This window comes from Muriventricola aceti (assembly GCF_025567565.1).
GTDB classification, from domain to species: Bacteria; Bacillota; Clostridia; order Oscillospirales; family Oscillospiraceae; genus Lawsonibacter; species Lawsonibacter aceti.
In genome coordinates this window covers 71,866-89,608 of sequence record NZ_JAOQKF010000010.1, presented here as the reverse complement: position 1 = coordinate 89,608, position 17,743 = coordinate 71,866, and the positions used below count along the sequence as shown (strand labels likewise).

Here is a 17,743-nt window from a genome sequence, read left to right as displayed (position 1 = left end):
ATGCATCTTCCAGAATTGAACTTCTGCGTATCTTAATTAATCATAGCATGGAACAGTCGGGCACTCCTATGTCCGGTAGCTCAAAAGAATACCCAAAACCTTGTGCCAGTAGCACAAGGTTTTGGGTATTCTTTCTATTATAACCAGTTTTAAAAGAATAAATTTGGGCAATTAAACAATGCGGTATTACTGGCACTGTTGGAGATAGTAGAGAAGATTGTTAACAAAATCACGATCTTTTGGATTTTTTACAGGATTTATATTGAGAGATGTTTTAATTTTATCCAACCGGAAGGCGGTTGTGTTTTTGTGGATAAACAGCTTCTGACTAGCTTGAATAAAGTTATAATTACACGACTCCAGAGTGCCGATCAGATCGGGGAAATACTCCAGCGTATTGGCGTCGATCAGCTCTGCGTAGGTCTGGAATACGCTGCGGTGTACCTCGTTGGGGACAAGGCTGCGCAGATATTGGTCCGTGAAATCATAAAACCAATTCAGCTCCTCCCGACACTTTGCGGATGTCACCAGCCATACCGCGTGCTGGTAGGCCTCCCGGTAACGGATCAGCTTGTCCTGAATGGTCCCAATGTTGAACTGCACCCGGACCCCCATATCCATCAGCTCCCTGCGCCACCACTTTAAGTATTCCTCCACCATATAGCGGTAATTAGCCAAAAGGCCCTTGTCACGCTCCAAGTGTTTAAAGACCGCAATTCGGTTGCTACGGCTGATGGCCACGATATCCTGCTCACTGGCCAGGGGGTTGGATGCACTGCGCTGGACGAGTTGGGTAAAATCACTTTTGGGCTCCGTAACAATAAAAATAGAAATCTGCAGACAGTCGGCCTGTATGCCCAGCTTCTCTGCCCGGGAGATCAGCACCTCCTTGGAGATGTGTTCACCATACATGAGCGCCTGGCAAAAAATGTCCCGGCTGTTGTTGTACTTTTGAAAGCTTTCGTACTGGGACTCGTACGCCAGCATTGTCTCCAGCGTGAGCTTTACTACTTCAGCGACGGAGTGTATGCTGTCGGGGGGACCGGAAACACCCACGGCACCCACCCGCGCACCGTTTTCTTTTACGACAAAAATGACACCCTGTGGTATTCCAAGGGTATCCAGACTTTTTTCCACGTTGACAAAATCCCGATTGCCCTTGATCAGATCGTAGGCTATTTTATGAAAGGAACCCACGCATTTGTGGTTTAGACTGGCCTGAATCACGCCCTTTTGGTCTATGACATCCACAAACAGATTGGTGCCCTCACGCAACTTTGCCACAAGCTGTTCTGCTACTTTCCGGCTTATCATATCAAACCCTCGTTTTTTCTGTACACAGTAAAATGGCGGATTCCGCTCGACATCATAAATATAAGCTGTCAAAGCCGCTTTGTCAAACCGTGAAGGGCTGGTAAAAGTTTCATGGTCTGTGACGACTCAGTCAACCATGGCGCAAGCTTTTCCGCAGACGGGGGAGTGCTTTTACTTGTTGCTTAATATATCTTACATTGTCGCGTTTGAAAAAATTATAGAAGATTTTGATGATGATAATATATTTTGATTGATAACTGACATAATCAGGGCGGGGACATCGTTATAGATGTCCCCGCCTTGTACGTTAGTCCTTTTTCGCTTTGTCCTGTTCCTGCTGCGCTTTCCACTCGACAGACTTCAGCCGTGCTTACTTACTCTCAAAAAACTTATATCTCTGGGAATAGCGGCAATCCTCTCCTAAAAGAGCCATTTCCCTGGTGGAAATACAGAAGGGAGGCCCCATGGTCAGTGGGAAAGGTCAGGCAAACCAATCAGTCCATAGGCGGATTTCGCCGTCTGGACAGCTCGAAGGATCGCCATCTCCATGGCCTGAGCGGCCAGGGCACCCACCAGATTGATGTCACCCGGAACAGAGCCCACGGAGAGAGCATAGATGCTGTCTCCGTCAGCGGTGGTGTGAACCGGGCGAATGGCCCTGGCATAGCCGTTGTGGGCCATACCGGCAATCTTGGTCAGAGGGGTTTTGGAAAATTGTGCGTTGGTGACGATGACGCCTAATGTAGTATTGCCAGTAAACAGATTCCCGGTTGGAGAAGCATCGGAAAACAGCTCATCCAAGGTGCAGGACAGCCCTGATTTCTTCTTATCAAGCAGCCCGGCGACCACTTTTCCGTCGGGGCTATACACATCACCCAGCGCATTCACCGCCACCAGGGCGCCCACCTTAACAGGGCCGGCCTGAAGGGCAAAGGTGCCGAAACCTGATTTCATCGCCCTGTCTATTCCACGGTACTTTCCAATGGAGCAGCCGGTGCCGGCGCCCACATTCCCAAGGGCGGGGGCGGATCGGCTGGCGTTCTCACAGGCCTGATAGGCCATGTCCGCAGTGGGCCGCACCTCCTTGCTGCCAACACCCAGGTCAAACAGGCAAGACTGACTTACCAGGGGGACTTTGGCCACCCCTGTGTCAAAGCCGATGCCTCGCTCCTCCAGATACCGCTGGACTCCGCCGGCGGCATCCAGACCAAAGGCGCTGCCACCGGACAGCAGTACCGCGTTGATCCCCTCGGCGGCAGCCACAGGATTCAATATTTGGGACTCGCGGGATGCCGGTCCGCCGCCCCGGACATCCAGTCCGGCGGGGCTCATCCGGTCACAGAGGATGACAGTGCATCCAGTGGCTCCCTCCAAATCTTGGGCGTGACCGACCTGAAAGCCGCCCACATCCATAATCCCAATCTCTTGCATGACCTCTCCCCCTTCACTGTTTCAGCACGACGCGCAGGGCCTTACAGACAGATCCGCTGATGACGCAGCCCAGCGCGGCTTCGATTAGGGCCTGGACACCCACATAAGCGGCCACAAATAACAGGATGTTATCCTGGAACTTAGCCATCAGCTCCTCGCCCAGAAGATCTTGGAGGGTGGGGGCGTTCAAAAAGATCAGGACCAGCACCGTCATGTAGAAAAGGGTGTTCAGCAACGCCGCCGCAATGCCGCCGATGTAATAGGAAATCGTGTTTCCCCGGTCCAGTCTGCTGGCGGCCCGGTATACCCAGCCCACGCAGATACCCATCAGGATGCGAGGAATAACAGTATTGACGAAGCTGAGAACTACCACTATACCGCCGGTGTAGCCCGCAAGGAACAGGGTGCTGAACCCAGTTTTGATGGCGGTATAGAAGCTGATACAGCCCATCACACCGCCCAGAACTCCCCCAGCTAAAGGCCCAAGCATCATCGCGCCCACAGCCACTGGTACAGTCATGATCGACGCGTACTGTCCAGGTAGAGGGATCATCGCCAGTCCTGTAATGTTCATCATCAGCAGGATCCCGACGAGCAGGGCCAATTCGATCAGGTACGTGAGATTGGTTTTTGCCTTTTCCATATTCAGTTCCTCCTGCTGCCGCTCCGCCATATTGCGGATGCAGCGCAATTTTTTGGGCGTTCTTCATATCAAGAAGAACACTGGAATGCCAAGGGCAGTATACCCTACTTTGTACTCTTTTGCAAGGGGCGAGGGACCTTTTTACGATTTACTCTTGCGGGAAGGGACGCGGCATGATAGGATATTTGAGAGAGAAAAATAAGGAGGCATTTGCCAATGAAACAGGATATGATCGTCATTCTGGATCTGGGCAGTGAGGAAAATCCTAGACTGGCCCGTGAAATCCGTGCCCTTGGCGTGTACAGTGAGATACACCCCCACGACATCACGCTGGCCGAGCTGAGAGCCCTGCCCAATGTCAAGGGTATCATCCTGAACGGGGGCCCCAACCGGGTGGTGGATGGTCTGGAGATTGACGTGTCCCAGGACATCTACAACTGCGATATCCCTGCGCTGCTGGTGGACCACAAGGGAGATTCCCCTTGGCCGGAGAATGCAGAGGAACGCAAGCAGGCTCTGTCCAACTTTATTTTTACCATCTGTGGGGCAGAAGCCAACTGGAATATGGAGAACTTTATTGCAGACCAGGTGGAGCTCATCCGCCAGCAGGTGGGCGATAAAAAGGTGCTGCTGGCCCTGTCCGGAGGAGTGGACTCCTCTGTGGTGGCCGCTCTGCTCATTAAGGCCATCGGCAAACAGCTCACCTGTGTGCATGTGAACCACGGCCTGCTGCGTAAGGGGGAGCCCGAACAGGTGGTCAAGGTCTTCCGTGAGGAACTGGGCGCCAATCTGGTCTACGTGGACGCGGTGGACCGCTTCCTGGACAAGCTGGCCGGGGTAGCTGATCCGGAACAGAAGCGTAAGATCATTGGAGCGGAGTTCATCCGCGTCTTTGAGGAGGAGGCCCGAAAATTGGAGGGTATCCAATTCCTGGGTCAGGGGACCATCTACCCTGATATCATCGAGAGCGGAACCAAAACCGTCAAGGCGGTCAAGAGCCACCACAACGTGGGCGGTCTGCCGGAGGATCTGAACTTTGCGCTGGTAGAGCCGCTAAAGATGCTGTTCAAGGATGAGGTGCGGGCCTGTGGTAAGGCTCTGGGCCTACCCGATTCCATGGTGTACCGCCAGCCCTTCCCCGGTCCTGGCCTGGGAGTGCGCTGCCTGGGCGCGATTACTCGAGATCGCCTGGAGGCTGTCCGGGAGTCGGATGCCATTCTTCGGGAGGAGTTCGCCAAAAACGGCTTGGAGGGGAAGGTATGGCAGTACTTTACCGCCATTCCCGACCTGAAGAGCGTGGGCATCCGGGAGAACAAGCGGGCCGACGAGTGGTGCGTCATTATCCGGGCTGTCAATACCGTGGACGCCATGACCGCCACAGTGGAGAATGTGCCCTTCGACTTGCTCCAGCATATCACAGCCCGCATTACCAGCGAGGTAAAGGGAGTCAATCGAGTGCTGTTTGACCTGACACCAAAGCCTACTGGCACCATAGAGTGGGAATGAGTTTTTGAAACTACGAACCCGTTGCGGCACAACGGATAGGCAATTTTCTGTCCCTCTTTTGACAACGATTTGATAACGCTCCCCCCAGGCCGCGTTATTCTGCATCCCCGATGGATTGCAGGTGAAAAGTGTTCCTTTGCAGCTTGTGGGTGACAAAAACCATATTACAAAGCCCTTACCGATGGCAACATCGGTAAGGGCTTTTTGCCGTCTGTCAATCCTTTCCCAGCCTGTCCTTGAACGCTTCTACAAGGAAGTCGCTCAATTCCTTGGAGGGGACTTTGACCCATTTCCGGGTGGTGTCGTACTTGGGGTAGTTGTAGCGCCAGCGGTCATAGTCCTCCCTGGTGATCTCCCCGGCCTCCAACTTCTTGGCCTGCTCCGCCCAGGCGGACAGCATTTCAAGCATATCAACATAGGTCTTGCCTTTGGACTTGTCCAGCTTCAGACAGATTTCGCCGTCAATCTCTCCGATGGTAAGGCCCCGTATGTCCTCCAGTGCAAAGAGGGTGTGCATGAGGCCAATGTCGCTGTCTATGTCAGGAACGGTCAAGGCGTCGGTGGAGACTTCAAAGAAGCCCGCCAGCGTCCTGGTCAGGTCGGCCTTGGGGGTGCGGCTCCCGGTTTCATACTGCGCCATACGCACATCGGCGGAGCGTTCCGGGAATCCCACCACCTGACCGAGATACTTCTGCGTGACACCTTTCTTGTTGCGGAAAAAGCGAATACGTTCACCGATTGCCATAACTGCCAACTCCAATCTATGTAATGGGGACACTTGGAGTATAACAGATATGTTTAGAACTGTCAAGCGAAATATAAATAAATTTGTTTATATTTTCTTCTTGGAAAGCCTTGACATAACGGAATAGAGTTAGTATAATAGGGTCAACGTTAAACAAATAGCGTTATCATTCAAGAAAGGAGGAACCAGCATGGAGAACAAGTTTATCCGGGTGGACGAGGTAGCGGACGAGCTGGGCGTGTCGAGGCCCTACGCCTACAAGCTCATTCGGCAGCTCAACGAGGAACTGAAAGAAAAAGGCTTCATCACCATTGCGGGGCGGGTCAACCGCCAGTATTTCAACGAACGGCTCTACGGGGCCGGAAAGGAAGTGAACGAAAATGCCGGTATTTAAGGACGAAAAGCGGGGCACATGGTACGTCATGGCGTGGTATCGGGACTGGACAGGGGAGCGTAAGCAGAAGTGCAAGCGGGGCTTTCCCACCAAGCGGGAGGCCCAGGACTGGGAGCGCAGCTTTCAAATGCAGACCGCCGCCGACATGGATATGACCTTTGAAGCCTTTGTGGAGCTTTACACCAAGGACGTGCGGCCCCGGCTGAAAGAAAACACCTGGCTGACCAAGGAGAACATCATCCAGAAGAAGATTCTGCCCTACTTCGGCAAGCGGAAGATCAGCGAGATCACCACCAAGGACGTGATCGCATGGCAGAATGAACTGCTGGCCTATCGGGACGAACAGCGCAAGCCCTACTCCCAGACCTACCTCAAAACCCTGCACAACCAGCTTAGCGCCATTTTCAACCACGCTGTCCGCTTCTATGAGCTTCGCTCCAACCCCGCCGCCAAAGCCGGGAACATGGGGACAGAGGAACGAAAGGAAATGCTGTTCTGGACAAAGGCGGAGTATCAGCGGTTTGCGGAGGCTATGATGGACAAGCCCCTCTCTTACTACGCCTTTGAAATGCTCTACTGGTGCGGTATTCGGGAGGGGGAGCTGCTGGCACTCACCCCGGCGGACTTCGACTTTGAGGCCGGGACGGTGAAAATCAGCAAGTCCTACCAGCGGCTCCACGGCGAGGATGTGATTACCACCCCGAAAACCAAGAAAAGCAATCGTACCATCAAAATGCCCAATTTCCTCTGTGACGAAATGCGGGACTACCTGGGAATGCTCTACGGGGTCAAGAAGAAAGACCGCATTTTCACCGTTACAAAAAGCTATCTCCACCATGAAATGGACAGAGGGGCGAAAGAGGCGGGGGTAAAACGTATCAGAATCCACGACCTCAGACATTCGCACATTTCACTTCTAATTGACATGGGCTTCTCCGCTGTGGCGATTGCCGACCGGGTAGGCCATGAGAGTATCGAAATCACTTACCGCTACGCCCACCTGTTTCCGTCCAAGCAGACGGAGATGGCGGATAAGCTGGACTTTGAAAGGACGGGAGCATAATGTCGGCTAAGAATTTGGACAATCACAACCGCTGGCGGAACAAGGCCGTGGCATTCCGGGTGTCCCCGGAGGAGGACGAACAGCTTGAAATTGCCGTCCGCCTGTCTGGGCTGACCAAGCAGGACTACATCACCCGGCGGCTGCTCAACCGGGACATTGTGGTGCAGGGCAATCCCAGGGTCTACAAGGCCCTGCGTGACCAGCTCGCCGCCGTCCTGGGTGAGCTGCGACGCATGGAGGCCGGGGGCGGGGTGGATGATGAACTTCTCGCCACCATCCGCCTTATCACCGTGACGCTGGACGGCATGAGGGAGGATTGATAGATTGATGGATTCCAGGGAAACGAAAAGGACTGTCCCATATCCGTCTGTTGGCGCAGGCGGGGAACAGCCCAATTCACAAATATGTACCACAGACAGTATATCAGAAGCGGCTACCGAAAACAACCCCCAGGAGAAAAGTTTGGAGGAAAGGCTTCTGGAAATGCGCCGCATGACCGACCCGGCCTATCTCCCCACCATTTCCATGAGTGAGCTTTACCAGAATGTCTATCAGGGCAGACCGCCAATCATTGACGGTCTGCTCTACCCTGGGACGTACCTCTTTGCGGGAGCACCCAAGGTGGGCAAGTCGTTCCTGATGGCCCAGCTTGCCTATCATGTGAGCATGGGCCTCCCCCTGTGGGGCTACCCCGTCCACAAGGGCACCGTCCTCTATCTGGCGTTGGAGGACGACCACCGCCGATTGCAGGGGCGGCTGTATCGGATGTTCGGCATGGATGGCACCAACGACCTGCTCTTTGCAATCCACGCCAAACAGCTCGGCGTTGGCCTGGAGGGACAGCTCAAAATGTTCGTCCGGGAACACCCCGATACCAAGCTGATTATCATTGACACCCTCCAAAAAGTCCGGGAGGCTGGCGGAGACAAGTACAGCTATGCCAACGATTACGAGGTGGTGGGCACGTTGAAACGCCTTGCCGATGATTGCGGTATCTGTCTCCTGCTGGTACACCACACCCGGAAGCAACAGGCAGACGATAAGTTTGACATGATTTCCGGCACCAACGGCCTGTTGGGAGCTGCGGATGGGGCCTTTCTTCTTCAAAAGGAGAAGCGGACGGACGGCAGCGCCATTCTGGACGTGGCCGGGCGTGACCAGCAAGACCAGCGGATGTATCTCATCAAGGACAGGGAGCGCCTTGTGTGGGAGCTGGAGCGGCTGGAAACGGAGCCGTGGGTGGAACCGCCCGACCCGGTATTGGAGGCCGTTGCCGCCCTTGTGACAGCGGACAAACCTGCCTGGGGCGGTACGGCCACGGAGCTGGCGGCGGCGCTCCAAACCGATATGAAGCCCAACGCCCTGGCTATGCGGCTGAATGTCCGGGCCGGGAGGCTTGCGGCGGAGTACCACATCCGCTATGAGAACAGCAGGAGCCACGCCGGGAGAAGTATCACCCTCACCCTGGAATCACCCCAGGCGTGACGACCGTGACGACCGTGACGGCTTTTTTGAGAGCGGGGGCGGTGTGTAAAACATCGTCACGGTCGTCACGGCCGTCACGGGGAGCGGGGTCAAAAGTCAAGGGGGCATACCTGCGGGTGGAGATTGCCGCAAGGCAATACAACCCGAACCCCTTGACTTTTGGCCCACGGAGAACACTGGCCGGGAGGGGGGAAAGGCTGTGCCTTTCCCCCCTGCCCAACGGCGAGTGTCAAAGTTTAGGCGGGGTGCAGGGTGCCCTTTTCAAAGGGCGGCCCTGCTGGGGGAGCCGTCCGCAGACGGCGGGGGCAACGCCCCCACTCCACCCCGTAGGGCGCAAATGCGCTTTTGATGGCCGCAAGGCTGTCAAAAGTGCTTTTGCGTTACTTTCGCAGAAAGTAACAAAGGCCGCCGCTGGCGCGGCGAAAGGAGTGTTGATTTGAAAAGGACGATTAGTGCGATGGTGGGGCAGGGTTCGGTGAACCACAACAGCAGGGCGTTCAACGCCAAGAACACCGACCCGGAACGTTCTCACTTGAATATAACCTACTGCCACGAAAATATCAAGACAGTTTTCCATGAGCTTTTCGACGAGGCTCTCAAACGGTACAACGACAAACAGACCAGGGCAGACCGCAAAATTGAGGACTACTATGAAAAGATACGTTCCAGCAAGCAGGAAAAACCGTTCCATGAAATCATCCTGCAAGTGGGCAATAAGGACGATATGAGCGCAGAGGGCGAGGACGGCCAACTTGCGGCGGCGGTGCTGGACGAGTACATGAGGGGCTTCCAGGAGCGCAACCCCCAGCTCCGGGTGTTCTCCGCCCACCTCCACATGGACGAGGCCACGCCCCATCTGCACATCGACTTTGTACCGTTCACCACCGGGAGCAAGCGGGGCCTGGACACAAGGGTATCTCTCAAACAGGCGTTAGCGGCCCAGGGTTTCAAGGGCGGCACCAGGGGCGATACGGAGTGGAGCCAGTGGGTACGCTCCGAAAAGGAACAGCTTGCCGCCGTGATGGAGCGCCACGAGATAGAGTGGGAGGACAAGGGCACTCATGATAAGCACCTGTCTGTGCTGGACTTCAAAAAGGAGCAGAGGGCGAAAGAGATTGCCGAGCTGGAGGCGGTCAAGGCCAAGAAGCAGGGACAGGTGGAACAGCAGGAGCAGCGTCTAAAGGAACTGGCTCCGGCTGTAAGGAACATGGAGCAGTTGGCGGCGCAGTTCTCTGATGACCCGGAGCGGATATTGCCGGAGCCGGGGCCGTTGGAGAGCGCCAAGTCCTACCGGGAGAAAAAGGCCAAGCCCCTGCTTGCCAAGATCGTCAAGGTGCTACGCTCCCTGTACCGGGCCTATGTCGAGTTGAAAGGGAAGTATGAGCGTTTGCAGGGGGATTATGGACGGGCAAGGGAGGGCAACGCCAACCTGTCCGAACGCTTGCAGGAGGTGAAGATGGAGAACAAGGCCCTGCGGGGGACAGTTGCCGACTTTGAGCGGGTCAAGCGGGCTTTCGGCCCGGAGGAAGTAGAAAGGGCCGTGGAGGACGCTAAACGGCGAGAGGTGGCAGAGAAAGAGCAGAGAAAAGCAAAACGGAAATTTAGCCGGGGAGCAAGGTAAATCGGAAAATATTTTTGTAAGGCTATTGACAAAACAGATTCTTGTGCATATACTACACATATCAATAATTTTTGATTTGAGGTGGTCACATGGGAACGCACCAGGAAAACGCAAAAGTATTCAAAGCCCTATGCGACCCAAAACGTCTTGCCATTCTGGAACAACTGCGAAGCGGTGAAAAATGCGCCTGTGTTTTGCAGGAACCAATGGACTTGACGCAATCTGGCCTGTCCTATCACATGAAAGTCTTATGTGATTCTGGACTTGTTGTAAGCCGTCAGGAGGGCAAATGGACGCATTACCGTTTGAGTGAGACTGGCAGGGACAAAGCTGTGAAGTTGCTACTGGCCATTACTACACCAGATGTAGTCCAGTAGGGCAGATGTTTTTTATGTGATAGATAAACGCCATCATAGTGAGATGGCGTTTATCTTAAACACATAACATCAAAAATTTTTGATATGTTGTCCAACAATTTGAAAGTGAGGTTTTTTTATGGGCGTATGGCAGTTTATCCAAGACCAAGTTTTAGGCATGAAATGGCTGAATGAGCTGATTGGCAAGGGCCTTTCCCTACTGAGCCTGGACATAGGAGAACGTGTAGGGGGCAGTATTCAATTTTTCCTCTATGACACGCTGAAAATCACAGTTCTGCTGTGCTTCTTGATTTTCGTGATTTCCTACATCCAAAGTTATTTCCCGCCGGAGCGCAGTAAGCGGATATTGGGGCGGTTCCATGGCATTGGGGCAAACATCATCTCTGCGTTGCTGGGTACGGTGACGCCCTTTTGCTCTTGCTCGTCCATCCCGCTGTTTATCGGCTTTACCAGCGCCGGGCTGCCGCTGGGGGTTACATTCTCGTTCCTGATTTCCTCTCCAATGGTAGACCTGGGCAGCCTTATCCTCCTAATAAGCATTTTCGGTGCTAAAGTTGCAATTATCTATGTGGTAGTCGGCTTGTTGATCGCTGTGGTAGGCGGCACCCTGATTGAGAAGCTTCACATGGAGCCTTATGTAGAGGAATTTATCCGCAATGCTGGCGGCGTGGACATTGAATCCCCAACACTGACCAAACGGGAACGAGTTCAGTTTGCCAAAGAACAGGTCGTTTCCACATTCAAGAAAGTATTCCCTTATATCCTGGTCGGCGTGGGTATTGGTGCATTCATTCACAACTGGATTCCAGAAAGCTGGATTGAGGCGGTGTTAGGCGGCAACAATCCGTTTGGGGTTGTCCTTGCCACGCTGGTGGGTGTACCCATGTATGCGGATATTTTCGGCACTATCCCGGTGGCGGAGGCCCTGCTCTATAAGGGCGCACAGCTTGGCACAATTCTGTCTTTTATGATGGCTGTCACAACACTGAGTCTGCCGTCCTTGATTATGCTCCGCAAGGCCGTGAAGCCGAAGCTGCTGGCACTGTTCATTAGCGTCTGCACCATTGGCATTATCATTGTCGGTTATCTGTTCAATGCGTTCCAATTTTTGCTGATATGAATTTTATAGGAGGAATCAATTATGGGACTGTTCAGTAAGAAGAAAGAAGAAACAAAATCCTGCTGCTGTGGCGGTAACTGCACCCCGGAAACAATGGCACAGGCAGAGGCGGCAAAAGCCGCTGCTGGGGTTAAGGTACTGGGAACCGGGTGCGTCAAATGCAACGCCCTGGAAAATGCTGTTCGTGCCGCTCTCACAGAACTGGGGATGGATACTACGATTGACCATGTGACGGACTTCACGCAGATCGCCGCCTACGGGGTCATGACCACGCCGGCGCTGGTGGTGGATGGAAAAGTGGTGTCCTATGGCAAGGTATTAAAGAAAGAAGAAGCGAAAGAGCTAATCCAGAAAGTAAGAGGGTAAAAAGTAAATCTGTGGCGGGGGAATGTGGTTGCATTTCCCCGCTTTTTGTGGTATAGTTACACTCGTAAACCAGCAGAACAAATAGTAAGCCCCTCCCTCCCGTTATCATGGCTGATAACAATTTGATAACAGCCCATCGTATAGGCTGGATAATATGGATATATCAAATAATCAAAAGAATTGGGTATCATATTTCTAAAGCAAAATCCGTTAAAATATGATACCCAGCAATGAGTGGGAATGATTTCAGAGGTCCAAAAAGCCCGATATGACTGGGTTTTGAGGGATTAAGGCCTTCTGTGGCAACGATTTGGTACCAATGGTTTATGGTTGAAAAAACAGGGTGCCCGTCTGACGGTTGAAATCAGAGGGGCACCCTGTTTTCTCTATTTCTGAGAGTTTGTCCCTCCTCACCTCTTGGGATCTGCCCTGGCGGCGCTGGGAATGGACACTACTATCGACCATGTAACGGACTTCACGCAAATCGCCGCCTATGGGGTTATGACGACCCCGGCGCTGGTGGTGGATGGCAAGGCGATAAAAAATATCAAATTATATCATGCTTTCTAACTTCCTTTTTTAATAGAAAAAGCCTGTGACAAAAGTCACAGGCTCTATATTTATTCCAAAAAACACAGGCGGCAGGGCCTGTCTTCAGACCCTGTAACAGCCGCCGCCGATAAACTCCCGCATCAGGGAGGTCTTCGGAACATCGTCGGAGGGAATAGGTAAAAAGTAGTTCAGGAACTTCAAAAGACGTTTGGCCTCTGTGTACTCGCCACAGTCTTTGGGCACGGCAAAGAGCAAAGACTCGATATATGGCTTCAGCAGCGCCGTTTCATAAATCAGGGCAGAATTGAAGATCACATCCGCGCTGTCCTGATAGGGGAAGATATAACGCTCCTCCCCCCGCCTGACAGACGGCCACATCTGGATCGTGGCTCTTGCGCTGTACCCCCGAGTCCTGGCGTCCCGCTCGATCCGGCGGAGGAGGCGGGCGTCCGTGGTGGGGATGCGGTTGTGGTCATCGATATTCAGTGTAGTCAGACAGCTAATATAGATTTTATACTTGCTTGCCGTGGGGAGCGAATAGGAAAACTGGTCATTCAGGCAGTGGATGCCCTCGATGACGAGAATATCCTGGGGGCCGAGGGTGAGGTAGTCGCCATTATATTCCCGCGTCCCCTTTTTGAAGTTGAATTGAGGAATCTCAACGCTCTCCCCCCGCAGAAGCCTGGTCATATCCTGATTAAACAGTTCGACATCCATGGCCCCCAGACTTTCAAAATCATACTGCCCATTCTCGTCGCGGGGAGTATCTGCGCGGTTTTTAAAATAGTTGTCTGTGGCGATGGGGTGGGGGCGCATCCCACAGGCCAGCAGCTGTGTGGACAGGCGGTGAGAGAAGGTGGTCTTACCAGAGGAGGAGGGGCCGGCGATCATGATAAACCGGACATCTTTCCGTCGGGAGATCTCTTCGGCGATGTCGCCAATCTGCTTCTCCATCATGGCCTCCTGGGTCAGGATCATCTGGGTGGCGCCGCCGCTGGCAATCGTCTCATTCATCTCCGCCACGTTGGAAATGCCAAGCTTCTCGGACCTAAGCGTGGCATCATAAAGGGCCTGAAAGACCTTGACAGAGGGGTGGAATTCCGCCAGCGCGTGGGGGTTTTTCTGGCTGGGCAGAAGAAGGACAAAGCCTTCCTGGAACAGTTGAAGATCAAACCATTTGAGATAGCTGGTGTCCGGAACCATGTATCCATAAAAATAGTCTGAAAAGCCATCTAGAGAATAGATATTGACATGGGAATTGATCCGAAACTCAAACAGCCGGGACTTGTCGTACATCCGATTTTTCTGAAACAGCTCCACAGCGTCGTCCGTGCTGATAGAGTGTTTTTGAATGGGGATTGCCTGATTTACAAGCAGCCGCATCCGCTCGCCGACCTGATCCAAGAGGGACTGGTTGAGGACAAAGCTGCCCTTGGCCCGAATAAACAGCCCTGGGCCAATAGAGTATTCCACAGAAATTCGCTCCACGTTTTCGCTGCCTGCCACATCATAAAAGGCCTTGAGCATCAGAAAGACCGCGCTTCGCTCGTAGGTTTGGATGCCGGGCTTGTCCTTTGCTGTGATTATGTCCAGGGTGCAGTCCCGGTCCAATGTTTTATTCAGCTCACAGAGCTTCCCGTTTCGGCTGACCAGCAGAATATCGTTTTCATATTTCTCCTGAAAGTCAGCGGCAATGGTTTGATAAGTGGTCCCATAGGGGTAGGCGCGCGCAGTCTCGCCCACAGTTACGGCGCACAGCTTGGTCTGTTCCATAAAAACTCCTTCCTCAGGTCAACGCGGCCGGATGGATTGAAAGACGACGGTCAAATATCATTGTATCACCGGGGGCATGGGAAATCAACCAGTCAGCGGAACAGAAAAAACCATCCTCCCGCTGGTAAGGCGGGAGGATGATTCATGTGCGCGGGATTAGACGCGAATCAATTCGTATTTCCGGCTCCCCAGACCGATCTTCTCGGCGTGTTCCAGGCAGGTGCGCCACTCGGACTCAGGGGAGGAGTTGGTGAAGTGATCGTGGTGGTCGTGGAAGCCGGGGTCGGCCAGATGGTCGGACAACTGGCTGTTGGGCATGGGGGTAGCAGCCAGACAGGCGTCTACGCAGGCCTGGTCCAGCGCCAGGGGATCAAAGGAGGCAAACATCCCCAGGTCGGGCAGGATGGGGGCGTCATTCTCACAATGGCAGTCGCAGTTGGGAGAAACATCCACCACCAAAGAGATGTGGAAGGAGGGACGGCCGTCCACCACGGCTTTGGTGTACTCCGCCATGCGGCAGTTGAGGACTTCGTTGGCGTTGTCGTTGTCAAAGGAGATAGCGTCAAAGTTACAGGCTCCCAGACAGCGCCCGCAGCCTACACAGTGGTCGTGGTCCACATGCATCTTCCGTGTCTGCTGGTCAAAGACCAGTCCGCCGTTGGCGCACTCCCGCTGGCAGCGCAGGCAGCCCCGGCACCGATCAGGGGAGATGCTGGGCTTTCCACTGCTGTGCTGCTCGGTTTTACCGGCCCGGGAGCCGCAGCCCATGCCGATGTTCTTAATGGCCCCGCCGAAGCCGGTCATCTCATGTCCCTTGAAGTGGGTCAGGCTGATGAAAACGTCGGCGTCCATCACAGCACGGCCGATCTTCGCCTCCTTCACATACTCACCGCCCACCACGGGGACAGCCACATCGTCAGTCCCCTTCAGTCCATCGCCGATAATAACAGGGCAGCCCACAGAGAGGGGCGTGAAACCATTTTCCCAAGCGCACTCCAGGTGCTCCAGAGCGTTTTTACGGCTGCCGGGGTACATGGTGTTGCAGTCGGTAAGGAAGGGCTTGCCGCCCAGCTCCTTTACTACGTCGGCTACCGCCTTGGCGTAATTGGGGCGGAGATAGCTGATGTTGCCCAGCTCTCCGAAGTGCATCTTAATGGCCACAAACTTGCCATCCATGTCGATTTGGCCGATGCCCGCCTTGCGGATGAGTTTCTTCAGTTTGATAGGCAGGCTATCGCCAAAGGCGATCGTGCGAAAATCGGTAAAATAGACCTTGGACTCTGCCATGATCGGTTCCCTCCTGAACAATATGATTCTCAAAAACTACTTTCACTTGTCCTATTATAAAGGTTGGAGTACACTCCATGTCAAGAGGAGATTTGAACGCGGGCCACAGGTGGGGTAAGAGGAGCGCCCTCCGGCCTTTTGGGACCGCTATGTATAAAGACGGATAATATCCTCCGCAACGGATCTTTTGGACACACAGCGGTCCATCGCCTGATGCTCGATATAGTGGTGGGCATCCGGCTCGGTCATCTTCAATTCACTGATGAGTAACCATTTGGCCCGGTTGACCAGGCGGATCTCCTCCATCTTCTCTTCCAGAGGCAGGACGCGCTTTTCCAGCCTCCGGAGCCGCTCCCGGGTGCTGACCATCCAGCTGACCGCCCGGAGGAGCATGGTCCGGGAAAAGGGCTTGGGCAAGGTGAATACTCCGTGCTCTGCCACTCGGTCATAGACCTCGTCATGGAGGTCGCTGGGGACAAGTAAAAGGATGACAGTCCCCCTCAGACGGCAACTGTCAACGGCGAACCGAACGCCGGAGTCATCCGGAAGGGGAGAGTTGATGAAGATAAAATCAAAGGACCGCTGGGTTAGGGTCTGCTCGGCGGCGCTTACGCTAGACACTGTGACCACCGGCTCACAGGGAGTTTCCTGAAGGACGGCGGAAAAGCCGATGTTGAACCGCTCCGCCGATGATACAAAAAGAACGCTGTATACCTGCTCCTTCAGGCTCATGGCTTCCCACTCCTTTCCCTGTTATGCAGACGGGCTTCAGGCCCGCTTGCGGTATTCCGCCAGGATGGCTTCCGGGATATAGGTCTGGATAAAGGGGCTGTCTGCGGCGGTGGCGCAGGCGGACTGGAGGTTCTGAGGCAGCCGACGGAATTTTACCAGCGTCTCTGCGTCCGCTTGGTAGAGGTCCACCTCGGCGGGATGAGGCATCTCCAGATGCCGCTCAATGCCGTACAGGCCGGCATAGATCATCAGTGCGAAGGCCAGGTATGGGTTGGCCATAGGATCGGGAGAGCGCAGCTCCGCTCGACGGTACTCACCAGCCGCCGCTGGGATCCGGATCAGCTGGGAACGGTTCCCCTTGGACCAGGAGATGTAATCTGGGGCCTTATAGCCGCCCAGACGGGAATAGGACTCTCGGGTAGGGTTCAAAAAGGCGGTCATCTCCCCCACCTTGTCCAGCACACCGGCTACCATCTCGGGCAGGTGGTCCAGTCCATCCGTTGACTTCACTGACATATTGATGTGGAAGCCGTTGCCCGGTTTCCCCTCCAGGGGCTTGGGGCTGAAGTCCGCGCACAGCCCATTCCGCTCGGCAATGATTTTCACGATGGCCTGTAAAGTCATGGCATTGTCGGCGGCAGTGAGAGGGTCGGAGTAGCGGAAGTCGATCTCGTTCTGGCCGGGCCCCTCCTCGTGGTGGGCACACTCAGGCCAGATGCCCATTTGCTCCAGAGTGAGGCAGATCTCACGGCGGATGTTTTCCCCCTTGTCCTCTGGGGCCGTATCCATATAGTTGGCCCTGTCGTGGGGGATCTTGGTGGGCTCACCGTTTTCATCCCGCCGGAACAGGTAGAATTCCTGCTCCGCGCCAAAGAGAAACTGAAGCCCCCTCTCCTCAGCGCGGGCCACAGCCTGCTTGAGCAGGGCTCGGCAATCACAGGGGAAGGGCTGGCCGTCGGGATAGACAATGGAGCAGAACATCCGCACCACCCGCCCATGCTCCGGGCGCCAGGGGAGGAGCATCAGCGTCTCTGGGTCAGGCCGGAGGAGCAGGTCGGAATGGGCTACGTCCCCAAAGCCGGCGATGGCGGAGGCGTCAATGGCGATGCCGTACTCAAAGGCCCGGGGCAGCTCGGTGGCCACGATGGAGATGTTTTTCTGCCGGCCGAATACGTCACAAAAGGCGAGGCGGATGAACTTGATCTCCTCCTCCTGAACATACTGCATGACCTCGCGCTTGGAATATTTCACGGTCACACCAACTTTCATGGATATTTTTGCGTCGCCGGGCATATGCGAAGGCCGCAAAGCCGGCTGGCAGCCTGGTGGAACGG

Annotated in this window: 17 protein-coding genes and 1 pseudogene; 10 read left to right on the top strand and 8 right to left on the bottom strand. The window is 54.4% G+C overall.

Annotation, left to right across the window (positions count from 1 at the left end; all coding sequences use genetic code 11):
- Nucleotides 1-186: 186 nt before the first annotated feature.
- The 3 genes from OCV64_RS11645 to OCV64_RS11635 form a co-directional block, all read right to left on the bottom strand.
- Nucleotides 187-1,314, bottom strand: coding sequence for a sugar diacid recognition domain-containing protein (locus OCV64_RS11645; RefSeq protein ID WP_262670113.1), 1,128 nt, complete (start codon nucleotides 1,312-1,314; stop codon nucleotides 187-189).
- A gap of 468 nt (nucleotides 1,315-1,782) precedes the next feature.
- Nucleotides 1,783-2,745, bottom strand: coding sequence for a P1 family peptidase (locus tag OCV64_RS11640; RefSeq protein WP_262670112.1), 963 nt, complete (start codon nucleotides 2,743-2,745; stop codon nucleotides 1,783-1,785).
- Between the two features lie 13 nt (nucleotides 2,746-2,758).
- Nucleotides 2,759-3,388 (bottom strand): ECF transporter S component, encoded by a 630-nt coding sequence (locus tag OCV64_RS11635; protein ID WP_262670111.1) that lies wholly within the window; start codon nucleotides 3,386-3,388, stop codon nucleotides 2,759-2,761.
- Between the two features lie 216 nt (nucleotides 3,389-3,604).
- On the opposite strand from OCV64_RS11635, the gene guaA reads away from it, so the two are divergent.
- Nucleotides 3,605-4,894: a glutamine-hydrolyzing GMP synthase gene (guaA, locus tag OCV64_RS11630; RefSeq protein ID WP_262670110.1), complete on the top strand. Its 1,290-nt coding sequence runs from the start codon at nucleotides 3,605-3,607 to the stop codon at nucleotides 4,892-4,894.
- 214 nt (nucleotides 4,895-5,108) lie between these two features.
- Here the strand turns inward: guaA and OCV64_RS11625 are convergent, their stop codons facing one another.
- Nucleotides 5,109-5,639 carry a helix-turn-helix domain-containing protein gene (locus OCV64_RS11625; RefSeq protein WP_071428866.1) on the bottom strand — a complete coding sequence of 177 codons (531 nt, stop codon included), beginning with the start codon at nucleotides 5,637-5,639 and terminating at the stop codon, nucleotides 5,109-5,111.
- Nucleotides 5,640-5,829: 190 nt separating this feature from the next.
- On the opposite strand from OCV64_RS11625, the gene OCV64_RS11620 reads away from it, so the two are divergent.
- From OCV64_RS11620 to OCV64_RS16215, 9 genes and pseudogenes are all read left to right on the top strand, one after another.
- Nucleotides 5,830-6,033, top strand: coding sequence for a helix-turn-helix transcriptional regulator (locus tag OCV64_RS11620; RefSeq protein WP_262670109.1), 204 nt, complete (start codon nucleotides 5,830-5,832; stop codon nucleotides 6,031-6,033).
- Entirely contained in the window at nucleotides 6,020-7,096 is a 1,077-nt protein-coding gene (locus OCV64_RS11615; RefSeq protein ID WP_262670108.1) for a site-specific integrase, read from the top strand. Before OCV64_RS11620 ends, OCV64_RS11615 begins: the two co-directional genes overlap by 14 nt.
- Nucleotides 7,096-7,416, top strand: a complete 321-nt coding sequence (locus tag OCV64_RS11610; RefSeq protein ID WP_262670107.1) for a plasmid mobilization protein — start codon at nucleotides 7,096-7,098, stop codon at nucleotides 7,414-7,416. The genes OCV64_RS11615 and OCV64_RS11610 overlap by 1 nt, the downstream gene beginning before the upstream one ends.
- A gap of 7 nt (nucleotides 7,417-7,423) precedes the next feature.
- Nucleotides 7,424-8,581 (top strand): helicase RepA family protein, encoded by a 1,158-nt coding sequence (locus OCV64_RS11605; RefSeq protein WP_262670106.1) that lies wholly within the window; start codon nucleotides 7,424-7,426, stop codon nucleotides 8,579-8,581.
- Nucleotides 8,582-9,038: 457 nt separating this feature from the next.
- Complete coding sequence (locus OCV64_RS11600) at nucleotides 9,039-10,202, top strand: plasmid recombination protein (protein WP_262670150.1); 1,164 nt, start codon at nucleotides 9,039-9,041, stop codon at nucleotides 10,200-10,202.
- Between the two features lie 89 nt (nucleotides 10,203-10,291).
- Nucleotides 10,292-10,579: an ArsR/SmtB family transcription factor gene (locus OCV64_RS11595; protein WP_040646287.1), complete on the top strand. Its 288-nt coding sequence runs from the start codon at nucleotides 10,292-10,294 to the stop codon at nucleotides 10,577-10,579.
- A gap of 118 nt (nucleotides 10,580-10,697) precedes the next feature.
- Nucleotides 10,698-11,699: a permease gene (locus OCV64_RS11590; RefSeq protein ID WP_262670105.1), complete on the top strand. Its 1,002-nt coding sequence runs from the start codon at nucleotides 10,698-10,700 to the stop codon at nucleotides 11,697-11,699.
- Nucleotides 11,700-11,720: 21 nt separating this feature from the next.
- Nucleotides 11,721-12,065, top strand: a complete 345-nt coding sequence (locus OCV64_RS11585; protein WP_262670104.1) for a thioredoxin family protein — start codon at nucleotides 11,721-11,723, stop codon at nucleotides 12,063-12,065.
- A gap of 426 nt (nucleotides 12,066-12,491) precedes the next feature.
- Nucleotides 12,492-12,635 (top strand): annotated as a pseudogene (locus tag OCV64_RS16215) (thioredoxin family protein); the annotation flags it as partial.
- 84 nt (nucleotides 12,636-12,719) lie between these two features.
- Here the strand turns inward: OCV64_RS16215 and OCV64_RS11575 are convergent.
- From OCV64_RS11575 to OCV64_RS11560, 4 genes are all read right to left on the bottom strand, one after another.
- Nucleotides 12,720-14,390: a nucleoside kinase gene (locus tag OCV64_RS11575; protein ID WP_262670102.1), complete on the bottom strand. Its 1,671-nt coding sequence runs from the start codon at nucleotides 14,388-14,390 to the stop codon at nucleotides 12,720-12,722.
- Between the two features lie 156 nt (nucleotides 14,391-14,546).
- Nucleotides 14,547-15,677, bottom strand: coding sequence for a DUF362 domain-containing protein (locus OCV64_RS11570; RefSeq protein ID WP_262670101.1), 1,131 nt, complete (start codon nucleotides 15,675-15,677; stop codon nucleotides 14,547-14,549).
- A 147-nt stretch (nucleotides 15,678-15,824) separates the two neighbouring features.
- Nucleotides 15,825-16,409: an ANTAR domain-containing response regulator gene (locus tag OCV64_RS11565; protein WP_147571351.1), complete on the bottom strand. Its 585-nt coding sequence runs from the start codon at nucleotides 16,407-16,409 to the stop codon at nucleotides 15,825-15,827.
- A 36-nt stretch (nucleotides 16,410-16,445) separates the two neighbouring features.
- The gene (locus OCV64_RS11560) at nucleotides 16,446-17,660 is read right to left on the bottom strand and encodes a glutamine synthetase family protein (protein WP_262670100.1); all 1,215 of its coding nucleotides are present in this window, start codon (nucleotides 17,658-17,660) and stop codon (nucleotides 16,446-16,448) included.
- Nucleotides 17,661-17,743 lie beyond the last annotated feature (83 nt).

Excerpts from the sequence above, each read along its gene's own strand:
- OCV64_RS11615 (WP_262670108.1), top strand. The coding sequence starts at position 6,020 with ATGCCGGTATTTAAGGACGAAAAGCGGGGCACATGGTACGTCATGGCG.
- OCV64_RS11620 (WP_262670109.1), top strand. The coding sequence starts at position 5,830 with ATGGAGAACAAGTTTATCCGGGTGGACGAGGTAGCGGACGAGCTGGGC.
- OCV64_RS11640 (WP_262670112.1), bottom strand. The coding sequence starts at position 2,745 with ATGCAAGAGATTGGGATTATGGATGTGGGCGGCTTTCAGGTCGGTCAC.
- OCV64_RS11625 (WP_071428866.1), bottom strand. The coding sequence starts at position 5,639 with ATGGCAATCGGTGAACGTATTCGCTTTTTCCGCAACAAGAAAGGTGTC.
- OCV64_RS11595 (WP_040646287.1), top strand. The coding sequence starts at position 10,292 with ATGGGAACGCACCAGGAAAACGCAAAAGTATTCAAAGCCCTATGCGAC.
- OCV64_RS11600 (WP_262670150.1), top strand. The coding sequence starts at position 9,039 with ATGGTGGGGCAGGGTTCGGTGAACCACAACAGCAGGGCGTTCAACGCC.
- OCV64_RS11635 (WP_262670111.1), bottom strand. The coding sequence starts at position 3,388 with ATGGAAAAGGCAAAAACCAATCTCACGTACCTGATCGAATTGGCCCTG.
- OCV64_RS11605 (WP_262670106.1), top strand. The coding sequence starts at position 7,424 with ATGGATTCCAGGGAAACGAAAAGGACTGTCCCATATCCGTCTGTTGGC.
- OCV64_RS11590 (WP_262670105.1), top strand. The coding sequence starts at position 10,698 with ATGGGCGTATGGCAGTTTATCCAAGACCAAGTTTTAGGCATGAAATGG.
- OCV64_RS11565 (WP_147571351.1), bottom strand. The coding sequence starts at position 16,409 with ATGAGCCTGAAGGAGCAGGTATACAGCGTTCTTTTTGTATCATCGGCG.
- OCV64_RS11645 (WP_262670113.1), bottom strand. The coding sequence starts at position 1,314 with ATGATAAGCCGGAAAGTAGCAGAACAGCTTGTGGCAAAGTTGCGTGAG.
- OCV64_RS11610 (WP_262670107.1), top strand. The coding sequence starts at position 7,096 with ATGTCGGCTAAGAATTTGGACAATCACAACCGCTGGCGGAACAAGGCC.
- OCV64_RS11575 (WP_262670102.1), bottom strand. The coding sequence starts at position 14,390 with ATGGAACAGACCAAGCTGTGCGCCGTAACTGTGGGCGAGACTGCGCGC.
- OCV64_RS11585 (WP_262670104.1), top strand. The coding sequence starts at position 11,721 with ATGGGACTGTTCAGTAAGAAGAAAGAAGAAACAAAATCCTGCTGCTGT.
- OCV64_RS11570 (WP_262670101.1), bottom strand. The coding sequence starts at position 15,677 with ATGGCAGAGTCCAAGGTCTATTTTACCGATTTTCGCACGATCGCCTTT.
- guaA (WP_262670110.1), top strand. The coding sequence starts at position 3,605 with ATGAAACAGGATATGATCGTCATTCTGGATCTGGGCAGTGAGGAAAAT.